Below are 20,503 nucleotides of genomic sequence, written 5' to 3'. Positions count from 1 at the left end.
CGCCCCATGCCGGAAAACAGAAGCACCACCCCGCTTGCCCCGCAGGTGCATACCTGTGGCGACCGGCGCCGCCTGGAATTCCAGCCAGGCATGATCCAGAGCGAAATGCTGCTGTCGCGCCCCGACCATCTGCTGCTGCGCTATGCGCGCGCCATGATGTGCTTTACCCTGTTCGTGCCGCGCCCCCGGCACATCCTGATGGTGGGACTGGGCGGCGGTTCGCTGCTGAAATTCTGCCACCGCCACCTGCCCGATACCCGCATCACGGTGCTGGAATTGCGCGCCGACGTGATCGCCCTGCGCGAGCAGTTCATGCTGCCGCCCGACGACGCGCGCCTGCGCATCATCGAAACGGATGCCGTCAGCTATATCCGCCAGCATCCGGGCTGCGCCGACGTGCTGCTGCTCGACGGCTACGACGAAACGGGCTTGCCGCCCGCCCTGGGGAGCGCGCGCTTCTATGCGGACTGCCTGCGCGCCCTGCTTCCCGGCGGCGTGCTGGTGGCCAACCTGTTCAGTTATGACGAGCACTATCCCGCCATGCTGGCGCGCCTGATGCTCACCTTCCGCGGCGCCGTGTGCCACTTCGACGGCATCGCCGGCAACAACCGCATCATCTTCGCCGCCAGGCCGGACAAGCTCGGGGCGGGCCGCGCCCTGCGCGTCGTGCGCCTGGTGCGCTGGCGCCGCGCCGCGGGCCTGGCTTTCCTGAACCGGCTGCTGCCGGCATGGCAACTGTGGCGCCTGCGTCGGCAATCAAGCGCACGCAACAACTGATAGTCGCCCGCCATGGCCATAGATATTGTTGCTTATTAGCAGCGATCTGGTGCAAAATTCGCATGATGGATGTGGTTTATGACAAACTACGGCCTGCGCGGGCCCGCAGGTGCTGCCGAGCAATTGTGTCCATGAAGTGAGATAGGAAAACCCATGCTGCGTGGCCGCCTGCCATTGTCGATTTCCGCCGCGGCCGCGCTGACCTTCGCCTGCGGCGTCAGCGTGACGGCCGTGCTGTTCGTCGCCATCAGCCAGCTCGAATACGACAAGATGAGCCTGAGCCTGCAGCAGCGCGCCGGCGCCAGGGTGGCCGCCATCGAGCAGGGACTCGACGACGCCGTCGAGGTGCTGACGACGACGAACCAGCTGTTTGCCGCCGTCGTGCCCGTCACGCGCGAGCAGTTCCACGCCTTCACCACGCCGCTGCTGCAGCGCCACCCGTTCATCCAGGCCTTCAATTTCCACCGTATCGTGCCGCATGCCCAGCGCGATGCCTTCGAGGCCGGGCTGCGGCGCATCGTCCCCGATTACGCCATGACGGAAATGCGCGATGGCGTCATCGTGCCCGCGACGACGCGCGCCACCTACCTAGTGGTCGATTACCTCGAACCCATGCAGGGCAACGGCCCCGCCTTCGGCCTGAACGTCAGCCCGAACGGCGTGCTGGCGCGCGCGCTGGAACAGGCCATCATCAGCGGCCAGACCACCGCCACCGGCCTGCTGGCCCTGGCGCAGGGACCGCAGCAGGGCTTCGTCATCGTGCGTCCCGTGTACCGCCACGGCGTGCCCCTGCAGACGGTGCAGCAGCGGCGCGCGGCACTGATCGGCGATACGGCGGTCATCGTGCGGGCCGGGGAACTGGTGCAGAAAATCCTCGCCGGCGCCGACCTGCTGGGCGACCCGCAGCTTGAACTGAGCGTCTACGCCGACGCCGGCGCCGACCCGCGCCAATTGATCTTCCGGCATGGCCGGGCGCCTGCAGACGAGCCGGACGGCGCCTGGGAATCGCTGCCGCGCTGGCTGCACTTCGCCTACCACAGCCACTATGACCGGGCCTTCATTTCCGCCGGCCGCCCGTGGCATGTGCGCGTGGTGGCCCATCCGCGCCCCTTCCTGGCCGACCATCTGGGTTCCCTGTTCACCCTGATCACGGGTTTGCTGTTCAGCATGCTGACGGCCGCCTTCGTGCAGTCGCTGACGCAGCGTTCGCGCCGCGTGCAGCTGCTGGTGGAGCAGCGCACGGCCGACCTCAAGCGCAGCAACGAGCTGCTCAGCGCCGACGTGCGGGCGCGCCAGCGCACGGAGCGCGCCCTGCAGGAAAGCGAAAAGCGCTTCCGCCGCCTGCTGGCCCTGTCCTCGGACTGGTACTGGGAACAGGATGTGAACTTCTGCTTCACCCACATCACCAGCGGATTCACGGACAAGTCGAACATGCCGCTGGAACGCTTCATCGGCATGACGCGCTGGGACAACAACCCGGAAATGCGCAATTCGCGCTGGGGCAAGCAGCATATCGCCAACCTGGAAGCGCACCTGCCCTTTTCCAACCTCGAATATGCGATGCACGACCGCGATGGCCAGCTGCGCTGGTTCAGCATCAATGGCGAACCGCTGTTCAACGAGCTGGGCGAATTTCGCGGCTACCGGGGCACGGGTTCCGAAATCACGGAACGCAAGCTGGCCGAGCAGCAAATCCAGCACATCGCCCACCACGACGTGCTGACGGGCTTGCCCAACCGCGCCCTGCTGCGCGACCGCCTGGCGCAAGCGATGGCCCTGTCGCGCCGCAAGAACCGCGCCTTGTGGGTGCTGTTGATCGACCTCGACCGCTTCAAGTTCGTCAACGACAGCCTCGGCCACAAGGCCGGCGACCTGCTGCTGAAAACCATCGCCACGCGGCTGCAGGCCAGCCTGCGCGAAACCGATACGGTGGCGCGCCTGTCGGGCGACGAATTCGTCGCCATCCTGTGCGAACAGGCCGACGAAGTGCTCAGCGCCGCCATCGTGCAGCGCGTGATGGATGCCGTGGCCCAGCCCGTACTGTTGGATGGCAAGGAATTCTTCGTCACCTGCAGCATCGGCGTGGCCGTCTACGACATGTCGCGCTACGACGCGCCCGGCGACGTGACCCTGAATGGCGAGACGCAGAACCTGATCGAGCAGGCCGACATCGCCATGTACTGCGCCAAGAAACAGGGCCGCAACAACATCAAGTTCTATACGACGGCCATGAACCAGGCCACCCTGGAGCGCCTGCGCATCGAGACGGCGCTGCGCAACGCGCTCGAACGCGAGCAGTTCGTGCTGCATTACCAGCCGCAGGTGGACCTGGCCAGCGGGCGCATCGTCGGCGTGGAAGCGCTGCTGCGCTGGCAGCATCCGGACCTGGGCATGGTGGCGCCGCAGCGCTTCATCGCGCTGGCCGAGGATACGGGCCTGATCGTGCCGATCGGCGCCTGGGTCATGCGCGAGGCCTGCGCGCAGGTGAAACGCTGGCATGCGGCGGGACTGGACACCTTGCGCCTGGCCGTGAACCTGTCGGCGCGCCAGTTCAACGAACCGAACCTGGTCGCCTCGATCGCCGCAGTGCTGCTGGAAACGGGCTTGCCGCCCGCCTGCCTGGAACTGGAACTGACGGAAAGCCTGTTCATGCACGACGTGGCGCTGGCCGTCAGCCAGCTGCACGACATGAAGGCGCTCGGGGTGCAGCTGTCGATCGACGACTTCGGCACCGGCTATTCCAGCTTCGCCTACCTGCGCACCTTCCCTATCGACGTGCTGAAGATCGACCGCAGTTTCGTCGGCGACGTGGCGCGCGACGCGGACGATGCGGCCATCGTCGTCTCCATCATCGCCCTGGCGCACAATCTGAAACTGCGCGTGGTGGCCGAAGGCGTGGAAACGGCCGAGCAGCTCGATTACCTGCGCCGCCATGGCTGCGACGAGGCGCAAGGCTATTACTTCAGTCACCCGCTGCCCGCGCACGAGGTGGAACTGCTGCTGCGGGCGGAAACGAAGGAAGGGAACGCCATAGCCTGACGCGGCGTGCGCGCAGACTAGCCCGGCGGCAGCCTGGCGAGCAGTTCCAGTTCCTTCCAGTCGTCAGCGAGGCCGGCTGCCGCCAGAAACTCCGCCAACCCCTCGCTGGCGTCGATGTCGGGCGCGCTGCCCGGCTCGGCCCACAGATTGTCGCATTCGGCGCAGACGATCACCCGCTGCCCCGTTTTTTTGACCGTGGCATGCACCAGGTCGCCATATTCGCCACAGGTCGGACACTGCATGCGCTTTTCCTTCATGCCCGGGCCTACAGCTTGTGCTGCAGGAATTCGAGGAAGCAGCTGATGCGCTGCGCCAGCTGCGTGTTGCGGTAGTAGACGGCGTGGATCTGCTGGCGGTAGCCCGTGTAGAACGGCTGCAGCACTTTCACCAGGCGTCCGGCGGCGATGTCGTCCTTCGTCATGAAGTCGGACAGGCAGACGATGCCCTGGTCGTGCAGGGCCAGCTGGCGCAGGGTTTCGCCGCTGGAGGCGGCCAGCGCGGGCACGATCTGCAGGCTGTTGCCCGCTTCGTGGCGCAGCGGCCAGTTGTTCCCCAGGTCGTACTGGGCAAAACCCAGCAGCGCATGGCCCGACAGCGCTTCCGGCGTGGCCGGTTCGCCGTGGCGCGCCAGGTAGGCGGGCGTGGCCAGCACGTGCAGCGGGCTGGCAGTCAGCGCGCGCGCATGCAGGGTCGAGTCGACCAGGGCGCCGATGCGGATGGCGATATCGGTGCGGTGCTCGAGCAGGTCGGCGATCTGGTCGTTGCTGGTCAGCTCCAGGCGGATGTCCGGGTACATGGCGCGAAATTCGGCCACGTGGGGCACCACGCAGTGGAGCATGAAGGGCGAGGCGGCATCGACGGACAGCCGCCCGGCCGGCTTCTGGCGGCGGATGCGGATCGACTCTTCCACGTCTTCCATCGAGGCGAGGATGGCGCGCGCCTTGTCCAGGAACAGCTGCCCCTCTTCCGTCAGCTCCATGCGCCGCGTGGTGCGCGTCAGCAGCGACGTGGCCAGCTTGTCTTCCAGGCGCGACAGCGCGCGGCTGACGCCCGACGTGGTTTGTCCCAGGTGCACGGCGGCCGCGCTCAGGGTGCCGCTGTCGATGACGGTGACGAAGATTTTCAGGTCGTCCGAGTTGATGTCCATTGTTGCCTTAATTTCACATATCCCACCATTATAATGGAATCGCGGCAACAGTGATGATTACAGGCAACGTCAGGCAACGTAGAACAAAATGGCGATAAAATGGCAGCTGCTGCCGGCCAGCACGAACAAGTGCCAGATGCCGTGGCCATGGCGCAGCTTGTGGTCGGTGGCATAGAAGACGATGCCGCCCGTGTAGCAGAGGCCGCCCGCCACCAGCCACAGGAAACCGTTCCACTCGAGCGCCGCCAGCAGCGGCTTGATGCCGATGACGATCAGCCAGCCCATGGCCACGTAAATCACCAGCGACAGGATGCGCGCGCCTTTCGCGTACACATATTCCTGCACGATGCCAAACAGCGCCAGCCCCCATACGACACCGAACAGCGACCAGCCCCACGGCCCGCGCAGGGTCACCAGCATGAAGGGCGTGTAGGTGCCCGCGATGAGCAGGTAGATGGCGCAATGGTCGAGCCGCTGCAGCACGGCCTTGGCCTTGCCGCGCACGCTGTGGTACAGGGTGGAAGTCAGGTACAGGGTCAGCAGCATGGCCGCATACACGCTGCAGCTGACGATTTTCCAGGGGTCGCCCGTGCGGGCCGCCGCGACGATCAGGATGACGCCGCCGATGGCCGCCAGCGCGGCGCCCACCGTATGGGAAATGCTGTTGAACCGTTCACCGTGGTACATGCTTAAGCCGAGCGTATCGAGACGCAGCAAAATTCCGGGATCGGACCCTCAGGGACTTGGCGTCCCCGTCCGACCCCAGTCCTTGCTTTGGGGTTGCAATCAAGCCGCTTCCGCCTTCTTGCGCGCGGGACGGCGTGCCGGGGTCTTGCGCGGCGCCTTGGCCGGCTTGTCTTCCGCCACGACGGCCACTTCCACCGGCGCCGCCTCAATCACTTCCGCCACGGCGTCGGCCGCCTTCTTGGCCGGCTTTTTCGCCGCTGCCGTCTTGCGCGCCGGCGTGCGCGGCTTGGCCTTGGTCTTCGCTTCGGCAACGGCTTCGACGATCACTTCGGCTACCGGCTCGGGCACCGGTTCAGGCGCTGGCGCAGGCATGGCTTCCACCGCTGCCTCGACCACCTCGGCGCGCGCTTCACGGCCGCCATCGCCATTCTTGCGGCCGCCACGGCCATTGCGGCGCGAACCGCGCTTGGCGTTGCCCTCTTCCGCCACCACCTCGACCACCGCTTCGGCGGCGGCTTCGGCCACTTCGTGCCGCGCTTCCGGCTGCGGCGCCGGCGCATACTGCTCGACGACGGCCTCCGCGTCGGCCACCGGCACGAAAGCCTGTGGCGCGGACTCGCCGCGGCGCTGCTCGTTCTGCTTGCGGCCGCCACGGCCATTGCGGCGCGAATCGCGGCGGCTGCCGCCATCGCGGTGATTGCCCTCTTCCGCCGTCACGCCGGCTTCGCCGCTGGCGATGACGTCACTGGCGGCTTCCCCGTTCACGGGCGCAGCGACAGGCACCAGGCCGCTGCTGCGGTAGACATAGGCGCCCGATTTTTCATCGCGGCCAAATTCCAGCAAGCCGCGCGTCTGCGCTTCTTCCAGCAAGTTGCCGAAGGTGCGGAAACCATAATACGATTCGCTGAAGTCCGGCTTGCGGCGCTTGATCGCTTCCTTCAGCATCGAGGCCCAGATCTTGCCGCTGTCGCCCCGCTCGGACACGAGCGCGTCGAAGGTGGCGACGGCCATTTCGATCGCTTCCGTCTTGCGCGACTCGTATTTTTCCTTGCGGCGCACTTCTTCGTCGGGCGAACGCTTGGCCGCCGGGGTTTCGCGCGCGTCGCGCTTGGCGGCCGTGCGGCGGCTTTCGCGCACCAGGTCATCGTAGAAAATGAATTCGTCGCAATTGGCCACCAGCAGGTCGGAGGTCGACTGCTTGACGCCCACGCCGATCACCTGCTTGGCGTTTTCGCGCAGTTTCGACACCAGCGGCGAAAAGTCGGAATCGCCGCTGATGATGACGAAGGTGTTCACGTGGGCCTTGGTGTAGCACAGGTCCAGTGCATCGACGACGAGGCGGATGTCGGCCGAATTCTTGCCGGACTGGCGCACGTGGGGAATTTCGATCAGTTCGAAGTTCGCCTCATGCATGGTGCCCTTGAAACTTTTATAACGGTCCCAGTCGCAATATGCCTTCTTGACAACAATGCTGCCCTTGAGCAGCAAGCGTTCGAGGATGGGCTTGATATCGAATTTTTCGTAATTTGCATCTCGCACGCCGAGCGCGACGTTCTCGAAGTCGCAAAACACGGCCATGCTGAGGTTTTCTGGGGATGACGCCATAAGGGTGAATTCTCGCTGATGATAAGGGCGGACGGGAAGCGCAACGCTTCCCTTTTCGCCTAGTATATTCGCCCATCCCCCGTTTCGGCGACAACTATCGTGCGCGGCGGCCTATTGCGCGCCGCCGGCGGCGCTGGCGCTGGCGCCGGCGACCGGCCAAACAACGCTTTCATCGACCGAATACAGCTGGCATGGCAGGCTGCTGCGGCGCTGGCACGAAGCGAGTGCGCGCACATCGGGACTTTCGCCCTCCTCGGCCCAGCCCCAGGCGCCGCTGGCCGACAGGGCAAAGGCGCGCGGCGCGGTTTTCTCGAGGAAGAGGCGGTAGGCGGCGCGGCCCTGCTCTTCCAGGTAGGGCACGGCGGCGATATCGTCCTGCGGCGCGAAATGCGTGGCGGGCGGCGACGGCGCCTCGGCCACGCGGTAGACCTGGCGCACCGGCATGCCGATCTTCTGCAGGAAGCGTTCGGTGGCGGGCAGCCACACGGCCACCCCGTCGCGGCTGCCCAGGGTCAGGTGGGCGTCGCGCTTGAACGGACCGTAGGCCAGCAGTTCCGCCCGGCCGCCGGAACCGGTAAAGGAATTGAACATCCGCCGCGCCAGCGCCGGCGAAAAATACGAATCATTCGCGCCATACAGCCACAGGCTGGGAATGTGGTTGTAGGCGCCCAGGGTGGCGAAGGTCTTGGCCAGCGCCCCTTGCCAGTCGCAGCCCGGCATGTCGACGCGCAGGCCGCCGGAAAAATTGAGCACGCCGCGCACGCCGGGCACCATCCGCGTGGCCAGCGCCAGCGCCGCCATGCCGCCATACGACTGCCCCGCGACGACGATGCGCTGCGGGTCGACCCAGCTCTGGCGGCGCGCATACGCCAGCGCGGCCAGCATGTCGCGCGCCTGGCCCTGGGCGTTGCCCAGCATGTCGCAGCCGGCATCGCGGTAGGCGCCCGTGGAGCGCGCAAAGCCGGCGCGCATGGGCAGCATCACGGCATAGCCGCGGCGCACGAACTCGGTGGCCATATAGATGAAGCGCTCGCGCGGCTGCAGCCGGGCCGGGCCGGCCTGCTTGCCGTGATTCATCAGCAGCAGCGGGAACGGGCCGGGGCCGGCAGGGCGGAACACCGTCGTTTCCAGCACCTCGCGCAAGCCGTCGCCGGCCGGCACCATGATCACCTGCTCGTTCAGGCGCGCATCGAGCGGCAAAGGCGAGGGAACAAGCTGGGCTTTCAGGGGCAGGCAAGGCAGGCTGAGCAGCAAGCCCAGCAAAATGGGGCGAAGCAGGTGGAAAATGGCGGACTCCGTGGATGACTTCCCTGCCAGTCTAGACAGTGGAATGCCACAGAACAATATAAAAAAATTACGTGACGCACCTATTTTTTGCGGCTAGCACCTGCGGGAACAATTGTTGCCTTGCACCAACCACTTTTCCGTCTGGCGGGAGTAAACTGGAAGCCTTCTGAAGGAGTCGCCATGTCCATATCCGCCCTCACCACCGGTACCTCGGGGCTGACCGCCAACCAGCGCGCGCTGGATGTGGCCGCCAACAATATCGCCAATGCGAATACGCCGGGCTTCCAGCCGCAACAAGCTCAGTTCCAGGAAACCAGCCCGGCCGGCACGGGCGTCACGCTCTCCGTCGAAGGGCGCAAGCTGGCCGCCAGCGAAAGCGTCAGCGGCGCCAATGCGACTGCGGCCAAGGCGGCGGAAAGCCGGCCGAACGGCGTGGGCCTCGCTTCCGAACTGACCGATAACCTCGTCTACAAGGCCGGTTTTAATTTATCGGCGAATGTCGTCAAGGCGGCCGACCAGGCACTGGGCAGCCTGATCGACGTCAAGACTTAAGCACGGTCACTAGCGCTTAGATAGTCTGCTTTTGCATTTCCAGCGCCAATGGCGCCATCGCCGGCGCAATCAGCGCCAGCAGCCGTTCGGCCGGAATGCCGTCGCGCGCCTGCACCGACAAACCGTGCAGCAAGGCCGCATAGTAGTCACCCAGCGCCTGCACGTCCGCCTGCGCTTTTAATTCTCCCGCCAGCTGCGCCGCGCGCAGGCGCTCGATGACGCTTTGCGTGCGCGCGCGCCGGTGCTGCGCCAGCCAGTCGGCGATGCCCGCGTTTTCCGCGCTCGTATTCGTGGCGGCCGTCACCACCATGCAGCCTTGCGGCTGGCCGCTGCGCGTGTACAGCAGCACGGCTTCTTCCAGCATGCGCGCCACGGCATCGCGCACGTTCAGGCTGGCCGCCAGCGCATGCACGGCAAACGCGCCTTCTCCCGTTTCATACAGCTCCACGGCTTCGCGGAACAGCTGCTCCTTCGAACCGAACGCCGCATAGATGCGCGCCGAGGCGATGCCCAGCGCCGCCACCAGGTCCGCCATCGATACGCCCTCATAGCCGCGCGTCCAGAACGCGTCGCGCGCCTTTGCCAGCGCCAGCGCGCGGTCGAATTCCCTCGGTCTTCCTGCCATCTTGATCCTCTGCTTGCGAAGTGGCGGCCAGTATAACGCCTGACGCCCGCGGCGCGTTCCCGATTTATTTTGCATCACGGGCTTGACCGAAGGGAAAATTTCGCCTATTCTTTGTCGATCGACAAACAATAGGAGCCGATATGAAAACCATCCAAGGACCAAGCCTGCACCTGGCACAATTCGCCGCCGACACGGCGCCCTTCAACACCCTGCCCGCCATCGCCGAGTGGGCGGCCGGCATGGGCTTCAAGGCCCTGCAGATCCCCGCCTGGGATGCGCGCCTGTTCGACGTGGCGCAAGCCGCGCACAGCCAGCAGTACTGCGACGACCTGGTCGCCATGCTGGCCGGCCATGGCCTCGTCATCAGCGAACTGACGACGCACATCCTCGGCCAGCTGGTGGCCGTGCACCCGGCCTACGACGCGCTGTGCGACAGCTTCGCCCCGGCACACCTGCACGGCCAGCCGGCGGCGCGCACCGAGTGGGCCATCGAACAAGTGAAACTGGCGGCCATGGCTTCGAAACGCCTGGGCCTGACGGACATGGGCACGTTCTCCGGCTCGTTCGCCTGGCCGTACCTGTTCCCGTTCCCGCAGCGCCCGCCCGGCCTGATCGAGGCGGCCTTCGACGAACTGGCGCGCCGCTGGCTGCCCATCCTCGACGTGTGCGAGGAACAGGGCATCAACCTGTGCTACGAAATCCACCCGAGCGAAGACCTGCATGACGGCATCAGCTTCGAGATGTTCTACGAGCGCGTGGGCCGCCACCCGCGCTGCAAGATGCTGTTCGACCCCAGCCACTTCGTGCTGCAGCAATTGAACTACCTGGAATTCATCGACATCTACAAGGACCATATCCGCATGTTCCATGTGAAGGATGCGGAATTCAATCCGACGGGACGGCAAGGCATCTACGGCGGCTACCAGTCGTGGGAAAACCGCGCCGGACGCTTCCGTTCGCTGGGCGACGGCCAGGTCGACTTCAAGGCGATCTTCTCGAAGATGGCGCAAAACGATTACGCGGGCTGGGCCACGCTGGAATGGGAATGCTGCCTGAAGGACCAGGAGGTGGGTGCGCGCGAAGGCGTGGCGTTCATCAACGCCCACATCATTCCCGTGACCGACAAGATCTTCGACGATTTCGCCGGCGCCCCCGTCAGCGCGCAGCAGATCAATACCCTGCTCGGCATCACGCACAACTAATCAAGCAATTAACTGAATCAATACAAGGACATACCATGCATCAGAACGAAGACAGCTACACCCACGACTACGTGCGCATCGACGGCCAGCGCCTGCATTGCGTGATCGCTGGTCCCGCCACCGGCAAACCCGTGCTGCTGATCCCCGGCTGGCCGCAAACCTGGTACGCCTGGCGCCACGTGATGGCCGCGCTGGCCGCCAATGGCTACCAGGCGATCGCCATCGATCCGCCCGGCAGCGGCCACTCGGAACGTCCGGCCGGCGGCTACGACACGGGCGCCATCGCCGCCACCCTGCACCGCACCATGCTGGCCCTGGGCCATGCGCAGTACGATGTCGTCGGCCACGACATCGGCATGTGGGTCGGCTATGCGCTGGCCAGCGATTTCCCGCAGGCCGTGACGAAACTGGCGCTGACGGAAGCCGTGATCCCCGGCCTGGCGCCGGCGCCGCCGATCTTCGTCGCGCCATCGGACAACATCTTCCTGTGGCACTTCATGTTCAACCAGGTGCTGGACTTGCCGGAAATGCTCACGGCCGGCAAGGAACGCGAATACATCCGCTTCATCCTGGACCGCTGGTCCTACCGCCGCGACAAGGTGGCCGTCGACGTGTATGCGGACGCCTATGCCACGCCGGGCGCCCTGCGCGCCGGTTTCGCCTACTACCGGGCGATTCCCGAAACCATCCGGCAAAACCTGGAGCGGGCGAAAAAGAGCCTGGCCATGCCCGTGCTGGCCATCGGCGCCGACCATGCGACCAATGACGCGCCCCTCTTGACCATGCAGGGCAAGGCGGACATCCTGCAAGGCGCCATCGTCGCTGAATGCGGCCACTTCATCATGGAAGAACAGCCGGAAGCGTTCATCGCCCACCTGCTGCCCTTCCTGGCCGGAGAAGCCGCATGAGCCTCGATCCGCTGATCGCCGCCTGGCTGGAAGAGATAAAAGATGCGCCGCCGCCCGCCTCGCTGGCGGACCTGCGCGCGGCTACGGAAACGGGACTGCGCCAGCTGCACGGGCCGCTGGAAGAGGTCGCGTCGGTGCGCGACTACATCGTGCCGGGCGAGCATGCGCTCACCGTGCGCGCCTACGTGCCCGCCGGCGCGGACACGGGCCAGCCCCTGCCGGCCATCGTCTTCGCGCATGGCGGCGGATGGTGTCTGTGCTCGCTGGACCTGTACGACAATCCATGCCGCGCACTGGCCAACGCCACCGGCTGCGTGATCGTTTCCGTCGACTACCGGCTGGCGCCCGAGCACAAGTTCCCCGTGCCGTTGAACGATTTTTACCGGGCCCTGTGCTGGGTCGCCGACCAGGCGGAGACGCTGGGCATCGACGCGAACCGGCTGGCCGTGGGCGGCGACAGCGCGGGCGGCAATCTGGCGGCGGCCGCCGCCCTGATGGCGCGCGACCAGGCCGGTCCCGCGCTGGCGCACCAGCTGCTGCTGTATCCGGCGCTCGATTTCGCCTTCGACACGGACTCGTACGAGCGCTATGCAGAAGGTCATTCGCTGACCCGGGAAGCGATGCGCTTTTGCTGGTCGGTCTACCTGAACGAACCGGATGAAGGCGCGCAGCCTTACGCGGCGCCCCTGCGGGCGGCCTCGCTCAAGGACTTGCCGCCGGCCACCGTGCTGGTATGCGAGTACGACCCGCTGCATGACGAGGGCATGGCGTATGCGCGGTATTTGCGCGACGACGGCGTGGCGGCGCAATGCGTGCAGCTCGACGGCATGATCCATGCATCGATACACATGCCGGGCCTGACGCCAGCGGCGCGGGGACTGTTCGACGTGGCGGGCAAGGCCATGCGGCAAGCGCTGGCGGCATAGAAAAAACGCGCCGGGGATGGCTCCACGGCGCGTTTTTTAGTATCAGCTGCGCATCACTCCACCAGCTTGCGCACCTCGATGGCGTTCAGCCACTTCACATGGCGCGGACCCGTGCGGATATCCTTGGCCGAGATGAGGGCGATTTCGCCATCGCTGTCGTCCAGCGCCTTGCCGTTTTTTTCGTAGTAGACGATCACACCCTCGCCGGCCGGCGAGTTATACAGCTCGCCCCAGGAAAACACCACCGCATAGCCATCGGTGGCCGTGGCGATGATGGCGAGCTTCTTGACATCGTTGTGGCCGGGCGCATCGAGCGCCGCCTTGTCGAGGATGTCGCGCAGGCGCACGCCCTTGTAACTGGTGATGGTTTCGGCCTTGTCGCCGTTGTGGCGCGTGACGGCGAGCTCCCCGCCATTCACGGGCGGCAGCTGGCGCAGGCCGGCCACCGTCAGGGTCAATGGCGTTGTCACCATGCCCGTGACGGCGAGCGCGCGGCTCATGTTGTCGCGCGCGGGCGCCGGGTCGGCCCACGCGGGCGCTGCCGCCAGCAGTGCGGCCGAAGCCAAACCAAGGAATATTTTCTTCAACATGCTGTGTCCTTTCATGGAACAATCAAAAAATCAGAACTGGTATTGCGCATTGGCCAGCCAGGTGCGGCCCGCGCCGGGAAAGCCGTCGGCCAGCGCGTAGTTGCGGTCGCCCAGGTTCGCCACGCCCGCTTCCAGGCTCAAGGCCGGCAAGGGGCGGTACACGGCCTTCAGGTTCACCGTCGTAAAACCACCGAGTTCCAGGGTGTTCGACACCCAGCGTCCGCTGTTCGCTTCCGCGATGGCCACCACGTCGACCTGGCGTGCCGCGTGCAGCACGGCATGCGCCGTCAGCTTGTGGCGCGGAACGTCCGTCAGGCGCATGGCGCGGTCGCTGACGTTCTTCATCTCCGTGTACGTGTAATTGCCACCGACCTCCAGCCAGGCGCCGACACTGCCGCGCACGCCCAGTTCCGCGCCGCTGATGTGCGCCCTGCCCGCGTTGCGCATCTGCGCGCGCACGCCCGCCACATTCGCCACGCTCTGGATCTTGTCCTTCACGTCGCTGTAGAACAGGGCGGCATCGAGCGCCAGCCCGCGCACGGTTGCCTGGTAACCCAGCTCATAATTCATTGCCTCTTCCGCGCGCAAGGCCGGGTTTTCAATATATGTGCCCAGGCGCTGCGAGTAGCGGTCCTTCAGGGTCGGCAGGCGCGACTTGCGCGCCACGGTGGCGTATACGCGCGATTCAAGTCCGGTTTTGTAAAACAGGCCCGCCTGCAGGTCGGTGGCCGATTGATTTTCCGGCAAGGTATACGCATTGCCGGCGCTGTAGACGGTATCGGGGCGCAGCGCGTTGCGCGAGGCGCCCAGCGACAGTTCCGTCGCCGCGTTCAGGGCGATGCTGTCTTCCGCGCCCAGAGTCCACATGGCATCCTTGTACCAGGTGGTGCGGACGCCCCTGGCGTCGAGTTCCTGGTGCTCGTCGGCCTTGTAGCTGGCCACAAAACGCAGGCTGTGCCCGGCCAGGCGGAACGATTCGAGCTCCACCGCGCCGCCCTTCGTGCGGTCGTTATAGATGCTGCGTCCGCCGCTGACGCTGCCCTGGCCGCTGGTCTTGATGGTGCTGTAGCTGCCATTGGTGAACGAGGTGATTTCATTGTCATAGCTGTCGTGGTACAACCGCAGTTTCAGGCGTTCCTGCCGGCCCAGGCGCGTCTGCGAGACGAGATACACGCTTTCCTTGTTCCAGTATGGCCATTGCCAGTAGCGCGCGCCAACGGGATTCGTCGATGGCGGCTGGCCCTTTTCGCCATGCTGCTTGTAGTAGCTGAGCGCATATTCATCGCCCGCATGCGCGCCATCGGGCGTCAGACCCACCTTGAACGACACCTTATGGTCCTTGCGATAGGCGTTATTGCGCATGCCGCCGTCTTCCGTGGCCGTAGGGTGGAAATCGGACGACAGGGGAAAGCCGTCGCTGTCGATGTACGACACTCCCGCCTGCAGATACCACAGGCCCTGGTTCGTGCCCACGTTGGCCGACACCTGGCGCTCGCTGCCTGAACCAAATCCCACTAACGCATCGCCTTCCATCAAAGCCGTCGGCTTGCGCGACACCAGGTTGATGGCGCCGCCCAGGGTATTGGCGCCGTAGGCCACGGAGCTGAATCCCTTGGCCACCTGGATGGCAGCCAGGTCGCTGGTCGTAAAGCGGTTGAAATCGACATAGCCGTCATACGGCACGTAGACGGGAATGCCGTCGATGTACAGCGGCACCTGGCGCGCATCGAAGCCGCGGATGGCGACGGTTTTCTCATTGCGCGCATTGGTCGACAGCGACACGCCGGACAGCAAATTGAGGGCGTCGCCCACGTTGTCGCGGTTGAAGCGGCGCATCTCGGCACGGCTCACCTGCGTACCCACCTGCTGTTCCACCTGGCCCTGCTCGCGCTGGCCGATCACCGTCACCGTGCCTAGCACGAACGGCACCGCCGCATCCACGTCTTCCTTGCCAGCCGCCTGCTGCGCCAGCGCCAGCATCACGGCGCCCACCATTACCTGTTTCAACATCGCTTATTCTTCCATCCATCGTTATATATCGTCTTATATAGCGATATGCAAAAAAGCGGCCGCCTCTGCGACGGCCGTCACCCAACATCGCAATATACAGACGTATATAGCGATGCTCAAGCGGGGAGAGGCAAAACGGGCGCGCAAGTCAATTTTCCGGCGATTTTTCATGCACCGCACCATTTCGCTGTGCGAACGAATGTTTCACAAAACGGTTGACATGCGCGAGTCGGCTAGGCAAACTGATTTCCAGGGAGCCAGAAAATGAATGCAAATATGACAAATATTCAGGCCGCAGCAGATCCGGAAATCATCGTCTTCAGCGATGACGAAGAAGGCAAGGACCGCCAGTTCGTCAACGCGCTGGCGCGCGGCCTCGAAGTGCTGCGGTGCTTTCGTCCCGGCGAAGTCTTCCTGTCGAACGCGGACATGGCCAAGCGCACGGGCATCCCGAAACCGACGATTTCGCGCCTCACCTACACCCTCACCAAACTCGGCTACCTCAATTATTCGGACAGCCTGGGCAAGTACCAGCTGGGCGCCGGCGTGCTGGCCCTCGGCTACCGCATGCTGTCGAACCTCGACGTGCGCAAGATGGCGCGCCCGCTGATGGAGGAGCTGGCCGAACATGCGCAGGCGTCCGTCTCGCTGGGCACGCGCGACCGCCTCAGCATGGTCTACGTGGAAACGTGCCGCAGCAGCGCCAACGTCACGCTGCGCCTCGACGTCGGTTCGCGCATTCCCCTGATGACGACCGCCATGGGCAAGGCCCTGCTGTGCATCCTGCCGCAGGCCGAACGCGACTACCTGATGGACCATGCGCGCGTGCACGAGACAGAACGCTGGCCCCGCATCAAGGCCGGCATCGAGCAAGGCTTCAAGGATTACCAGGACCGGGGCTTTTGCATCTCGGCCGGCGAATGGCAGAACGACGTGCATGCCGTGGGCGTGCCCATGCTGGGCGCCGACGGGGAACAGGTGATGGCCTTCAATTGCGGCGGCCCCGCCTTTTTGCTGTCGCGCGAAAAACTCGAATCCGACCTGGGACCGCGCCTGGTCGCCCTGGTCAAGACAGTGGAAAAAAACCTGGGCCGCGGTTAGACTGCGCGCCCCCTCTCAACAACAGATCAAATCAAAGCGCCGAGGAACCCGATGATACGCGACGAAGAAACCCTGAACATCCTGCTCGACAGCATCGCCCGTTTCGTGCGCGAAGTGCTGGTGCCGAACGAGGCGCTGGTGGCTGAAACGGACACGATCCCGCCCGCCATCGTGGCGCAGATGCGCGAACTGGGCCTGTTCGGCCTGTCCATTCCGGAAGCCTACGGCGGCCTGGAACTGAGCATGGAAGAGGAAGTACGCGTCGCGTTTGAAATCGCCCGCACCTCGCCCGCCTTCCGCTCGCTGATCGGCACGAACAACGGTATCGGCTCGCAAGGCATCGTCATCGACGGCACGGAAGCGCAAAAACAATACTACCTGCCCAAGCTGGCGGCCGGCGAGATCATCGGCTCGTTCGCGCTGACGGAAGCGGGATCGGGATCGGATGCGGCCTCGCTGCGCACGACGGCCGTGCGCGACGGCGACTTCTATATCCTCAACGGCAGCAAGCGCTACATCACCAACGCGCCCGAAGCGAGCATCTTTACCGTCATGGCCCGCACGGACCCCGTCAAACGCGGCGCCTCGGCCATTTCCGCCTTCATCGTGGAAAAGGACACGCCGGGCCTCTCGCTGGGAAAAATCGATAAAAAGATGGGCCAGCAAGGCGCGCATACCTGCGACGTCATCTTCGAAAATTGCCGCGTACCGGCCGCGAACGTCATCGGCGGCAAGGAAGGCGTGGGTTTTAAAACTGCCATGAAGGTGCTCGACAAGGGCCGGCTGCACATCGCCGCCGTCTGCGTGGGCGCGGCCGAACGCATGCTGGCCGACGCCCTCGCCTACGCGATGGAACGCCAGCAGTTCGGCCAGCCCATCGCGGAATTCCAGCTGATCCAGGCCATGCTGGCCGACAGCAAGGCCGAAATCTACGCGGCGCGCAGCATGGTGCTCGACGCCGCGCGGCGGCGCGACAACAAGGAAGACATCTCGACGGAAGCGTCGTGCTGCAAGCTGTTCGCTTCCGAAATGTGCGGCCGCGTGGCCGACCGCTCCGTGCAGATCCACGGCGGCGCCGGCTACATCAGCGAATATGCGGCCGAGCGCTTCTACCGCGACGTGCGCCTGTTCCGCATCTACGAAGGCACGACGCAGATCCAGCAGATCGTCATCGCCCGCAACATGATCAAGGCAGCGCAAAAGTGAAGGAGGCCGCGATGGACATTCCCGCCCTGCTGGCCCACTTGCCGGCGCGCCTGTCGGCCATCCCCATCTATTGGGCGACGCGCGCGCCCGACGCGCCCGCGCTGCATGAAGCTGGCCGCAGCTGGACCTACGCCCAGCTGCAGCACAGTGTGGAAAGCGCCGCGCAGCTGCTGCGCCAGCTGAACGTGCGCGCCGGCGACCGTCTGATGGTGGTGGGCGAGAACTGCGCGCTGCAGGTGGCGCTGATCTTTGCGGCGGCCAGCATCGACGCCTGGATCGTCAACGTCAATGCCCGCCTGTCGGCGCGCGAGATCGACACCATCGCCGCGCACAGTTCCGCGCGGAGGATGCTGTTCCTGGCCGGCGCCTCGCCGGAAGCGGCCGCGCACGCGGCGCGTCTGGGCGCGGCCAGCGCCACGGTCGACGGCATGGGCGAGCTGCTGGCTGGCGACCTGAACGAGGCGGCCATCGCGGAAGACACGGTGCCCGGCAACGAACAGGTGGCCGCGCTGATCTACACGACGGGTACCACCGGGCAGTCGAAGGGCGTGATGCTCACGCACCGCAACCTGCTGTTCATCGCCGCCGTCTCCAGCACCCTGCGCGGCCTGACCAGCAGCGACCGCGCCTACGGCGTGCTGCCGATTTCGCACGTGTACGGCCTGGCGTCGGTGGCCCTGGGCACCCTGTATGCGGGCGCCGCGCTGTACCTGGTGCCGCGCTTTTCCGTCGACGGCCTGCTGGCCGCATTGAAAGACGATGAACTGACCATCGTGCAGGGCGTGCCCGCCATGTACGCCAAGCTGCTGCAAACCCTGGGCGGCGCCGATACGCCGCTGCCCACGCGGCTGCGCTTTGCGTATGCGGGCGGCTCGCCGCTGGCGCCGTCGCTCAAGCACGAAGTGGAAAAGCTGCTGGGCACCGCGCTGCACAATGGCTACGGCATGACGGAAAGCGCCCCCACCATCAGCCAGACGCGCCTGGAAACGCCGCGCTTGGACGATTCCGTGGGCATGCCGATCCCCGGCGTGGAAGTGCGCGTGGTCGACGTGGCCGGCCAGGATGTGGCGCCGGGCGAGCCGGGGGAATTATGGATACGCGGGCCGAACATCATGGCCGGCTACTACCGCGAACCGGCCATGACGGCGGCCACCATGCGCGACGGCGGCTGGCTCAATACGGGCGACATGGCGCGCCAGGGCCCTGACGGCGCGCTGTTCATCGTGGGCCGCACCAAGGAACTGATCATCCGCTCCGGCTTCAATGTGTATCCGCTGGAAGTGGAAACGGCCCTGAACGCCCACGCTTCCGTGGTGCAGTCGGCCGTGGTGGGACGCACCCTGGCCGATGGCAACGAGGACGTCATCGCCTACGTGGAGCTGGACCCGCGCCAGCCCGCCAGCGTGGCAGAATTGCAGGCCTGGCTGGCGCAGACCCTGTCGCCGTACAAGTGCCCGTCCGCCATCATCGTCATGGATGCGCTGCCGGCGGCGGCCACGGGCAAGATTTTAAAGGGGCAGCTGCGGCAAATGGCGCAGAATGCACGATAAGTTGACCATGTTGTACCAGACCCGACAATAAAACCAAGCCACATCACCGGAGGAGACACGATGAAACGCACCTATACACGCATCGCCATGGCAGCGCTGGTCGCCAGCGCCTGGATGGCACAGGCCAGCGCCGACGAATTCCTGGTCGGCGCGGAAATCCCGCTGACGGGCAACCTGGCGCGGGTCGGCGCCGGCATGCAGGAAGGGATCATGGTCGCGGCCGAGGTCTTCAACAAGACCAACGGCAAGCACACCATCAAGATCGTCACCGTCGACGACGAATCGGCACCCGCCAAGGCCATCGCCGCCGTGGAAAAGCTGGCCAGCCAGGGCGTGGTGGCCATCACGGGCGGCTACGGCTCGAACAATATCTCGCCCGCCTCCGACACGGCCAATAAACTGGGCCTCGTCTACATCACTTCGGGCGGCGTGGACGACAGCCTGGTGGCCAGCGGGCGCAAGAATTTTTTCCGCATCAATAACACGGCCGGCTACGAAAAAGCCATGCTGGGACTGCTTGCCGATGTGGGCGCCAAGTCCGTCTCCATCGTGTATTCGACCAAGGATGCCACCACGGGCCTGGCGAAAGACGTGGAAAAGGCCCTGACCGCCAAGGGCGTGAAGGTGACGACGCACTCGTTCGACCCGGCCATTACCGACTTCAAGCCCATCATCAACAAGATCAAGCTGCAGGATAAATCGGAAGTCGTGGCCATGGTCGGCTACGAAAACGATTACGTGGGCATCATCCGCGCCGCCCGCGTGCTGAAACCGAAGATCAAGGCCATGGTGGGCGTGTGGTCGCTGGCCACGCCGAAGATGGCGGCCGACTTCCCCGACCTGATGCCGAACGTCTTCGGCACGGCCCTGCTGCCCTTCCCGACCGAATTCAAGACGGCCGACGGCAAGGCCTTCAGCGACGCCTACAAGCAGCTGTACAAGAAGGAGCCGGACTACCTGGGCCAGTTCGGTTATGTGCAGTCGATGCTGCTGTTCGAAGCGATCGCGCGCGCGGCCGACAAGGGCACGCTCAAGAAAGGCGGCGTGGCCGACGAGATGCGCAAGACGGACCGCGAAACGCTGATCGGCCGCGTGCAGTTCGCCGCCAACGGCGACAACCAGAACTTCGTGCACCGCATGGCGCAGCACCAGGACAAGAAGGTGGTGATCGTCTGGCCGAAGGAACACGCGACGGGCAAGCTGAACTACCCTGCCCTGCCCTGGTAAGCAGCCTCCCGCTGCACACGCGCGCGCCCGCCGGGCGTGCACCGATGAACGGCGGTCCTGGTGC

At 65.2% G+C, this 20,503-nt stretch carries 18 protein-coding genes; 10 read left to right on the top strand and 8 right to left on the bottom strand.

Annotated elements, in window-relative coordinates; genetic code table 11:
- Positions 1-6 precede the first annotated feature (6 nt).
- Complete coding sequence (locus ACQ4WQ_RS20670) at positions 7-777, top strand: spermine/spermidine synthase domain-containing protein (protein WP_326457565.1); 771 nt, start codon at positions 7-9, stop codon at positions 775-777.
- 153 nt (positions 778-930) lie between these two features.
- Positions 931-3,816 (top strand): bifunctional diguanylate cyclase/phosphodiesterase, encoded by a 2,886-nt coding sequence (locus ACQ4WQ_RS20665; protein WP_436499615.1) that lies wholly within the window; start codon positions 931-933, stop codon positions 3,814-3,816.
- 17 nt (positions 3,817-3,833) lie between these two features.
- Here the strand turns inward: ACQ4WQ_RS20665 and ACQ4WQ_RS20660 are convergent, their stop codons facing one another.
- From ACQ4WQ_RS20660 to ACQ4WQ_RS20640, 5 genes are all read right to left on the bottom strand, one after another.
- Positions 3,834-4,058 carry a hypothetical protein gene (locus ACQ4WQ_RS20660; protein ID WP_436499613.1) on the bottom strand — a complete coding sequence of 75 codons (225 nt, stop codon included), beginning with the start codon at positions 4,056-4,058 and terminating at the stop codon, positions 3,834-3,836.
- A gap of 23 nt (positions 4,059-4,081) precedes the next feature.
- The gene (locus tag ACQ4WQ_RS20655) at positions 4,082-4,963 is read right to left on the bottom strand and encodes a LysR family transcriptional regulator (protein WP_070304341.1); all 882 of its coding nucleotides are present in this window, start codon (positions 4,961-4,963) and stop codon (positions 4,082-4,084) included.
- Between the two features lie 69 nt (positions 4,964-5,032).
- Positions 5,033-5,650 carry a PAQR family membrane homeostasis protein TrhA gene (gene trhA / locus ACQ4WQ_RS20650; RefSeq protein WP_230505407.1) on the bottom strand — a complete coding sequence of 206 codons (618 nt, stop codon included), beginning with the start codon at positions 5,648-5,650 and terminating at the stop codon, positions 5,033-5,035.
- Between the two features lie 99 nt (positions 5,651-5,749).
- Positions 5,750-7,255 (bottom strand): NYN domain-containing protein, encoded by a 1,506-nt coding sequence (locus ACQ4WQ_RS20645; protein ID WP_436499610.1) that lies wholly within the window; start codon positions 7,253-7,255, stop codon positions 5,750-5,752.
- Positions 7,256-7,366: 111 nt separating this feature from the next.
- A complete protein-coding gene (locus ACQ4WQ_RS20640; protein WP_436499608.1) occupies positions 7,367-8,518 on the bottom strand; it encodes a dienelactone hydrolase family protein in 1,152 nt (383 codons plus the stop codon).
- A gap of 204 nt (positions 8,519-8,722) precedes the next feature.
- On the opposite strand from ACQ4WQ_RS20640, the gene ACQ4WQ_RS20635 reads away from it, so the two are divergent.
- A complete protein-coding gene (locus ACQ4WQ_RS20635) occupies positions 8,723-9,094 on the top strand; it encodes a flagellar basal body protein (RefSeq protein WP_436499606.1) in 372 nt (123 codons plus the stop codon).
- A 16-nt stretch (positions 9,095-9,110) separates the two neighbouring features.
- Here the strand turns inward: ACQ4WQ_RS20635 and ACQ4WQ_RS20630 are convergent, their stop codons facing one another.
- A complete protein-coding gene (locus ACQ4WQ_RS20630; protein WP_436499604.1) occupies positions 9,111-9,719 on the bottom strand; it encodes a TetR/AcrR family transcriptional regulator in 609 nt (202 codons plus the stop codon).
- A gap of 140 nt (positions 9,720-9,859) precedes the next feature.
- On the opposite strand from ACQ4WQ_RS20630, the gene ACQ4WQ_RS20625 reads away from it, so the two are divergent.
- Genes ACQ4WQ_RS20625 through ACQ4WQ_RS20615 form a run of 3 tightly spaced genes read left to right on the top strand, consistent with a single transcriptional unit; the run spans position 9,860 to position 12,755 of the window.
- Positions 9,860-10,921 carry a sugar phosphate isomerase/epimerase family protein gene (locus tag ACQ4WQ_RS20625; RefSeq protein WP_436499602.1) on the top strand — a complete coding sequence of 354 codons (1,062 nt, stop codon included), beginning with the start codon at positions 9,860-9,862 and terminating at the stop codon, positions 10,919-10,921.
- A 35-nt stretch (positions 10,922-10,956) separates the two neighbouring features.
- Positions 10,957-11,829, top strand: a complete 873-nt coding sequence (locus ACQ4WQ_RS20620; RefSeq protein WP_436499600.1) for an alpha/beta fold hydrolase — start codon at positions 10,957-10,959, stop codon at positions 11,827-11,829.
- Complete coding sequence (locus ACQ4WQ_RS20615; RefSeq protein ID WP_436499598.1) at positions 11,826-12,755, top strand: alpha/beta hydrolase; 930 nt, start codon at positions 11,826-11,828, stop codon at positions 12,753-12,755. The genes ACQ4WQ_RS20620 and ACQ4WQ_RS20615 overlap by 4 nt, the downstream gene beginning before the upstream one ends.
- Before the next feature lie 53 nt (positions 12,756-12,808).
- Here the strand turns inward: ACQ4WQ_RS20615 and ACQ4WQ_RS20610 are convergent, their stop codons facing one another.
- Together ACQ4WQ_RS20610 and ACQ4WQ_RS20605 are read right to left on the bottom strand one after the other, a co-directional pair.
- On the bottom strand, positions 12,809-13,345 hold the full coding sequence (locus ACQ4WQ_RS20610) for a molybdopterin-dependent oxidoreductase (protein WP_436499596.1): 537 nt from the start codon (positions 13,343-13,345) through the stop codon (positions 12,809-12,811).
- Between the two features lie 30 nt (positions 13,346-13,375).
- Positions 13,376-15,355: a TonB-dependent receptor plug domain-containing protein gene (locus ACQ4WQ_RS20605; protein ID WP_436499594.1), complete on the bottom strand. Its 1,980-nt coding sequence runs from the start codon at positions 15,353-15,355 to the stop codon at positions 13,376-13,378.
- 276 nt (positions 15,356-15,631) lie between these two features.
- On the opposite strand from ACQ4WQ_RS20605, the gene ACQ4WQ_RS20600 reads away from it, so the two are divergent.
- Genes ACQ4WQ_RS20600 through ACQ4WQ_RS20585 form a run of 4 tightly spaced genes read left to right on the top strand, consistent with a single transcriptional unit; the run spans position 15,632 to position 20,439 of the window.
- Complete coding sequence (locus ACQ4WQ_RS20600) at positions 15,632-16,456, top strand: IclR family transcriptional regulator (protein ID WP_070218312.1); 825 nt, start codon at positions 15,632-15,634, stop codon at positions 16,454-16,456.
- A 51-nt stretch (positions 16,457-16,507) separates the two neighbouring features.
- Positions 16,508-17,662, top strand: coding sequence for an acyl-CoA dehydrogenase family protein (locus ACQ4WQ_RS20595; protein WP_102298559.1), 1,155 nt, complete (start codon positions 16,508-16,510; stop codon positions 17,660-17,662).
- An 11-nt stretch (positions 17,663-17,673) separates the two neighbouring features.
- Positions 17,674-19,212 carry a class I adenylate-forming enzyme family protein gene (locus ACQ4WQ_RS20590; RefSeq protein ID WP_436499591.1) on the top strand — a complete coding sequence of 513 codons (1,539 nt, stop codon included), beginning with the start codon at positions 17,674-17,676 and terminating at the stop codon, positions 19,210-19,212.
- Positions 19,213-19,272: 60 nt separating this feature from the next.
- The gene (locus ACQ4WQ_RS20585) at positions 19,273-20,439 is read left to right on the top strand and encodes an ABC transporter substrate-binding protein (RefSeq protein WP_436499589.1); all 1,167 of its coding nucleotides are present in this window, start codon (positions 19,273-19,275) and stop codon (positions 20,437-20,439) included.
- Positions 20,440-20,503: the final 64 nt, after the last annotated feature.

This window comes from Janthinobacterium goodfellowi (genome assembly GCF_051380695.1).
In the GTDB taxonomy this organism is placed as follows: Bacteria; Pseudomonadota; Gammaproteobacteria; order Burkholderiales; family Burkholderiaceae_D; genus Janthinobacterium.
The sequence above is the reverse complement of the archived record's forward strand: the minus strand, read 5'-3'. Positions and strand labels throughout refer to the sequence as shown.

Excerpts from the sequence above, each read along its gene's own strand:
- ACQ4WQ_RS20670 (WP_326457565.1), top strand. The coding sequence starts at position 7 with ATGCCGGAAAACAGAAGCACCACCCCGCTTGCCCCGCAGGTGCATACC.
- ACQ4WQ_RS20665 (WP_436499615.1), top strand. The coding sequence starts at position 931 with ATGCTGCGTGGCCGCCTGCCATTGTCGATTTCCGCCGCGGCCGCGCTG.
- ACQ4WQ_RS20660 (WP_436499613.1), bottom strand. The coding sequence starts at position 4,058 with ATGCAGTGTCCGACCTGTGGCGAATATGGCGACCTGGTGCATGCCACG.
- ACQ4WQ_RS20655 (WP_070304341.1), bottom strand. The coding sequence starts at position 4,963 with ATGGACATCAACTCGGACGACCTGAAAATCTTCGTCACCGTCATCGAC.
- trhA (WP_230505407.1), bottom strand. The coding sequence starts at position 5,650 with ATGTACCACGGTGAACGGTTCAACAGCATTTCCCATACGGTGGGCGCC.
- ACQ4WQ_RS20645 (WP_436499610.1), bottom strand. The coding sequence starts at position 7,255 with ATGGCGTCATCCCCAGAAAACCTCAGCATGGCCGTGTTTTGCGACTTC.
- ACQ4WQ_RS20635 (WP_436499606.1), top strand. The coding sequence starts at position 8,723 with ATGTCCATATCCGCCCTCACCACCGGTACCTCGGGGCTGACCGCCAAC.
- ACQ4WQ_RS20630 (WP_436499604.1), bottom strand. The coding sequence starts at position 9,719 with ATGGCAGGAAGACCGAGGGAATTCGACCGCGCGCTGGCGCTGGCAAAG.
- ACQ4WQ_RS20625 (WP_436499602.1), top strand. The coding sequence starts at position 9,860 with ATGAAAACCATCCAAGGACCAAGCCTGCACCTGGCACAATTCGCCGCC.
- ACQ4WQ_RS20620 (WP_436499600.1), top strand. The coding sequence starts at position 10,957 with ATGCATCAGAACGAAGACAGCTACACCCACGACTACGTGCGCATCGAC.
- ACQ4WQ_RS20615 (WP_436499598.1), top strand. The coding sequence starts at position 11,826 with ATGAGCCTCGATCCGCTGATCGCCGCCTGGCTGGAAGAGATAAAAGAT.
- ACQ4WQ_RS20610 (WP_436499596.1), bottom strand. The coding sequence starts at position 13,345 with ATGTTGAAGAAAATATTCCTTGGTTTGGCTTCGGCCGCACTGCTGGCG.
- ACQ4WQ_RS20605 (WP_436499594.1), bottom strand. The coding sequence starts at position 15,355 with ATGTTGAAACAGGTAATGGTGGGCGCCGTGATGCTGGCGCTGGCGCAG.
- ACQ4WQ_RS20600 (WP_070218312.1), top strand. The coding sequence starts at position 15,632 with ATGACAAATATTCAGGCCGCAGCAGATCCGGAAATCATCGTCTTCAGC.
- ACQ4WQ_RS20595 (WP_102298559.1), top strand. The coding sequence starts at position 16,508 with ATGATACGCGACGAAGAAACCCTGAACATCCTGCTCGACAGCATCGCC.
- ACQ4WQ_RS20590 (WP_436499591.1), top strand. The coding sequence starts at position 17,674 with ATGGACATTCCCGCCCTGCTGGCCCACTTGCCGGCGCGCCTGTCGGCC.
- ACQ4WQ_RS20585 (WP_436499589.1), top strand. The coding sequence starts at position 19,273 with ATGAAACGCACCTATACACGCATCGCCATGGCAGCGCTGGTCGCCAGC.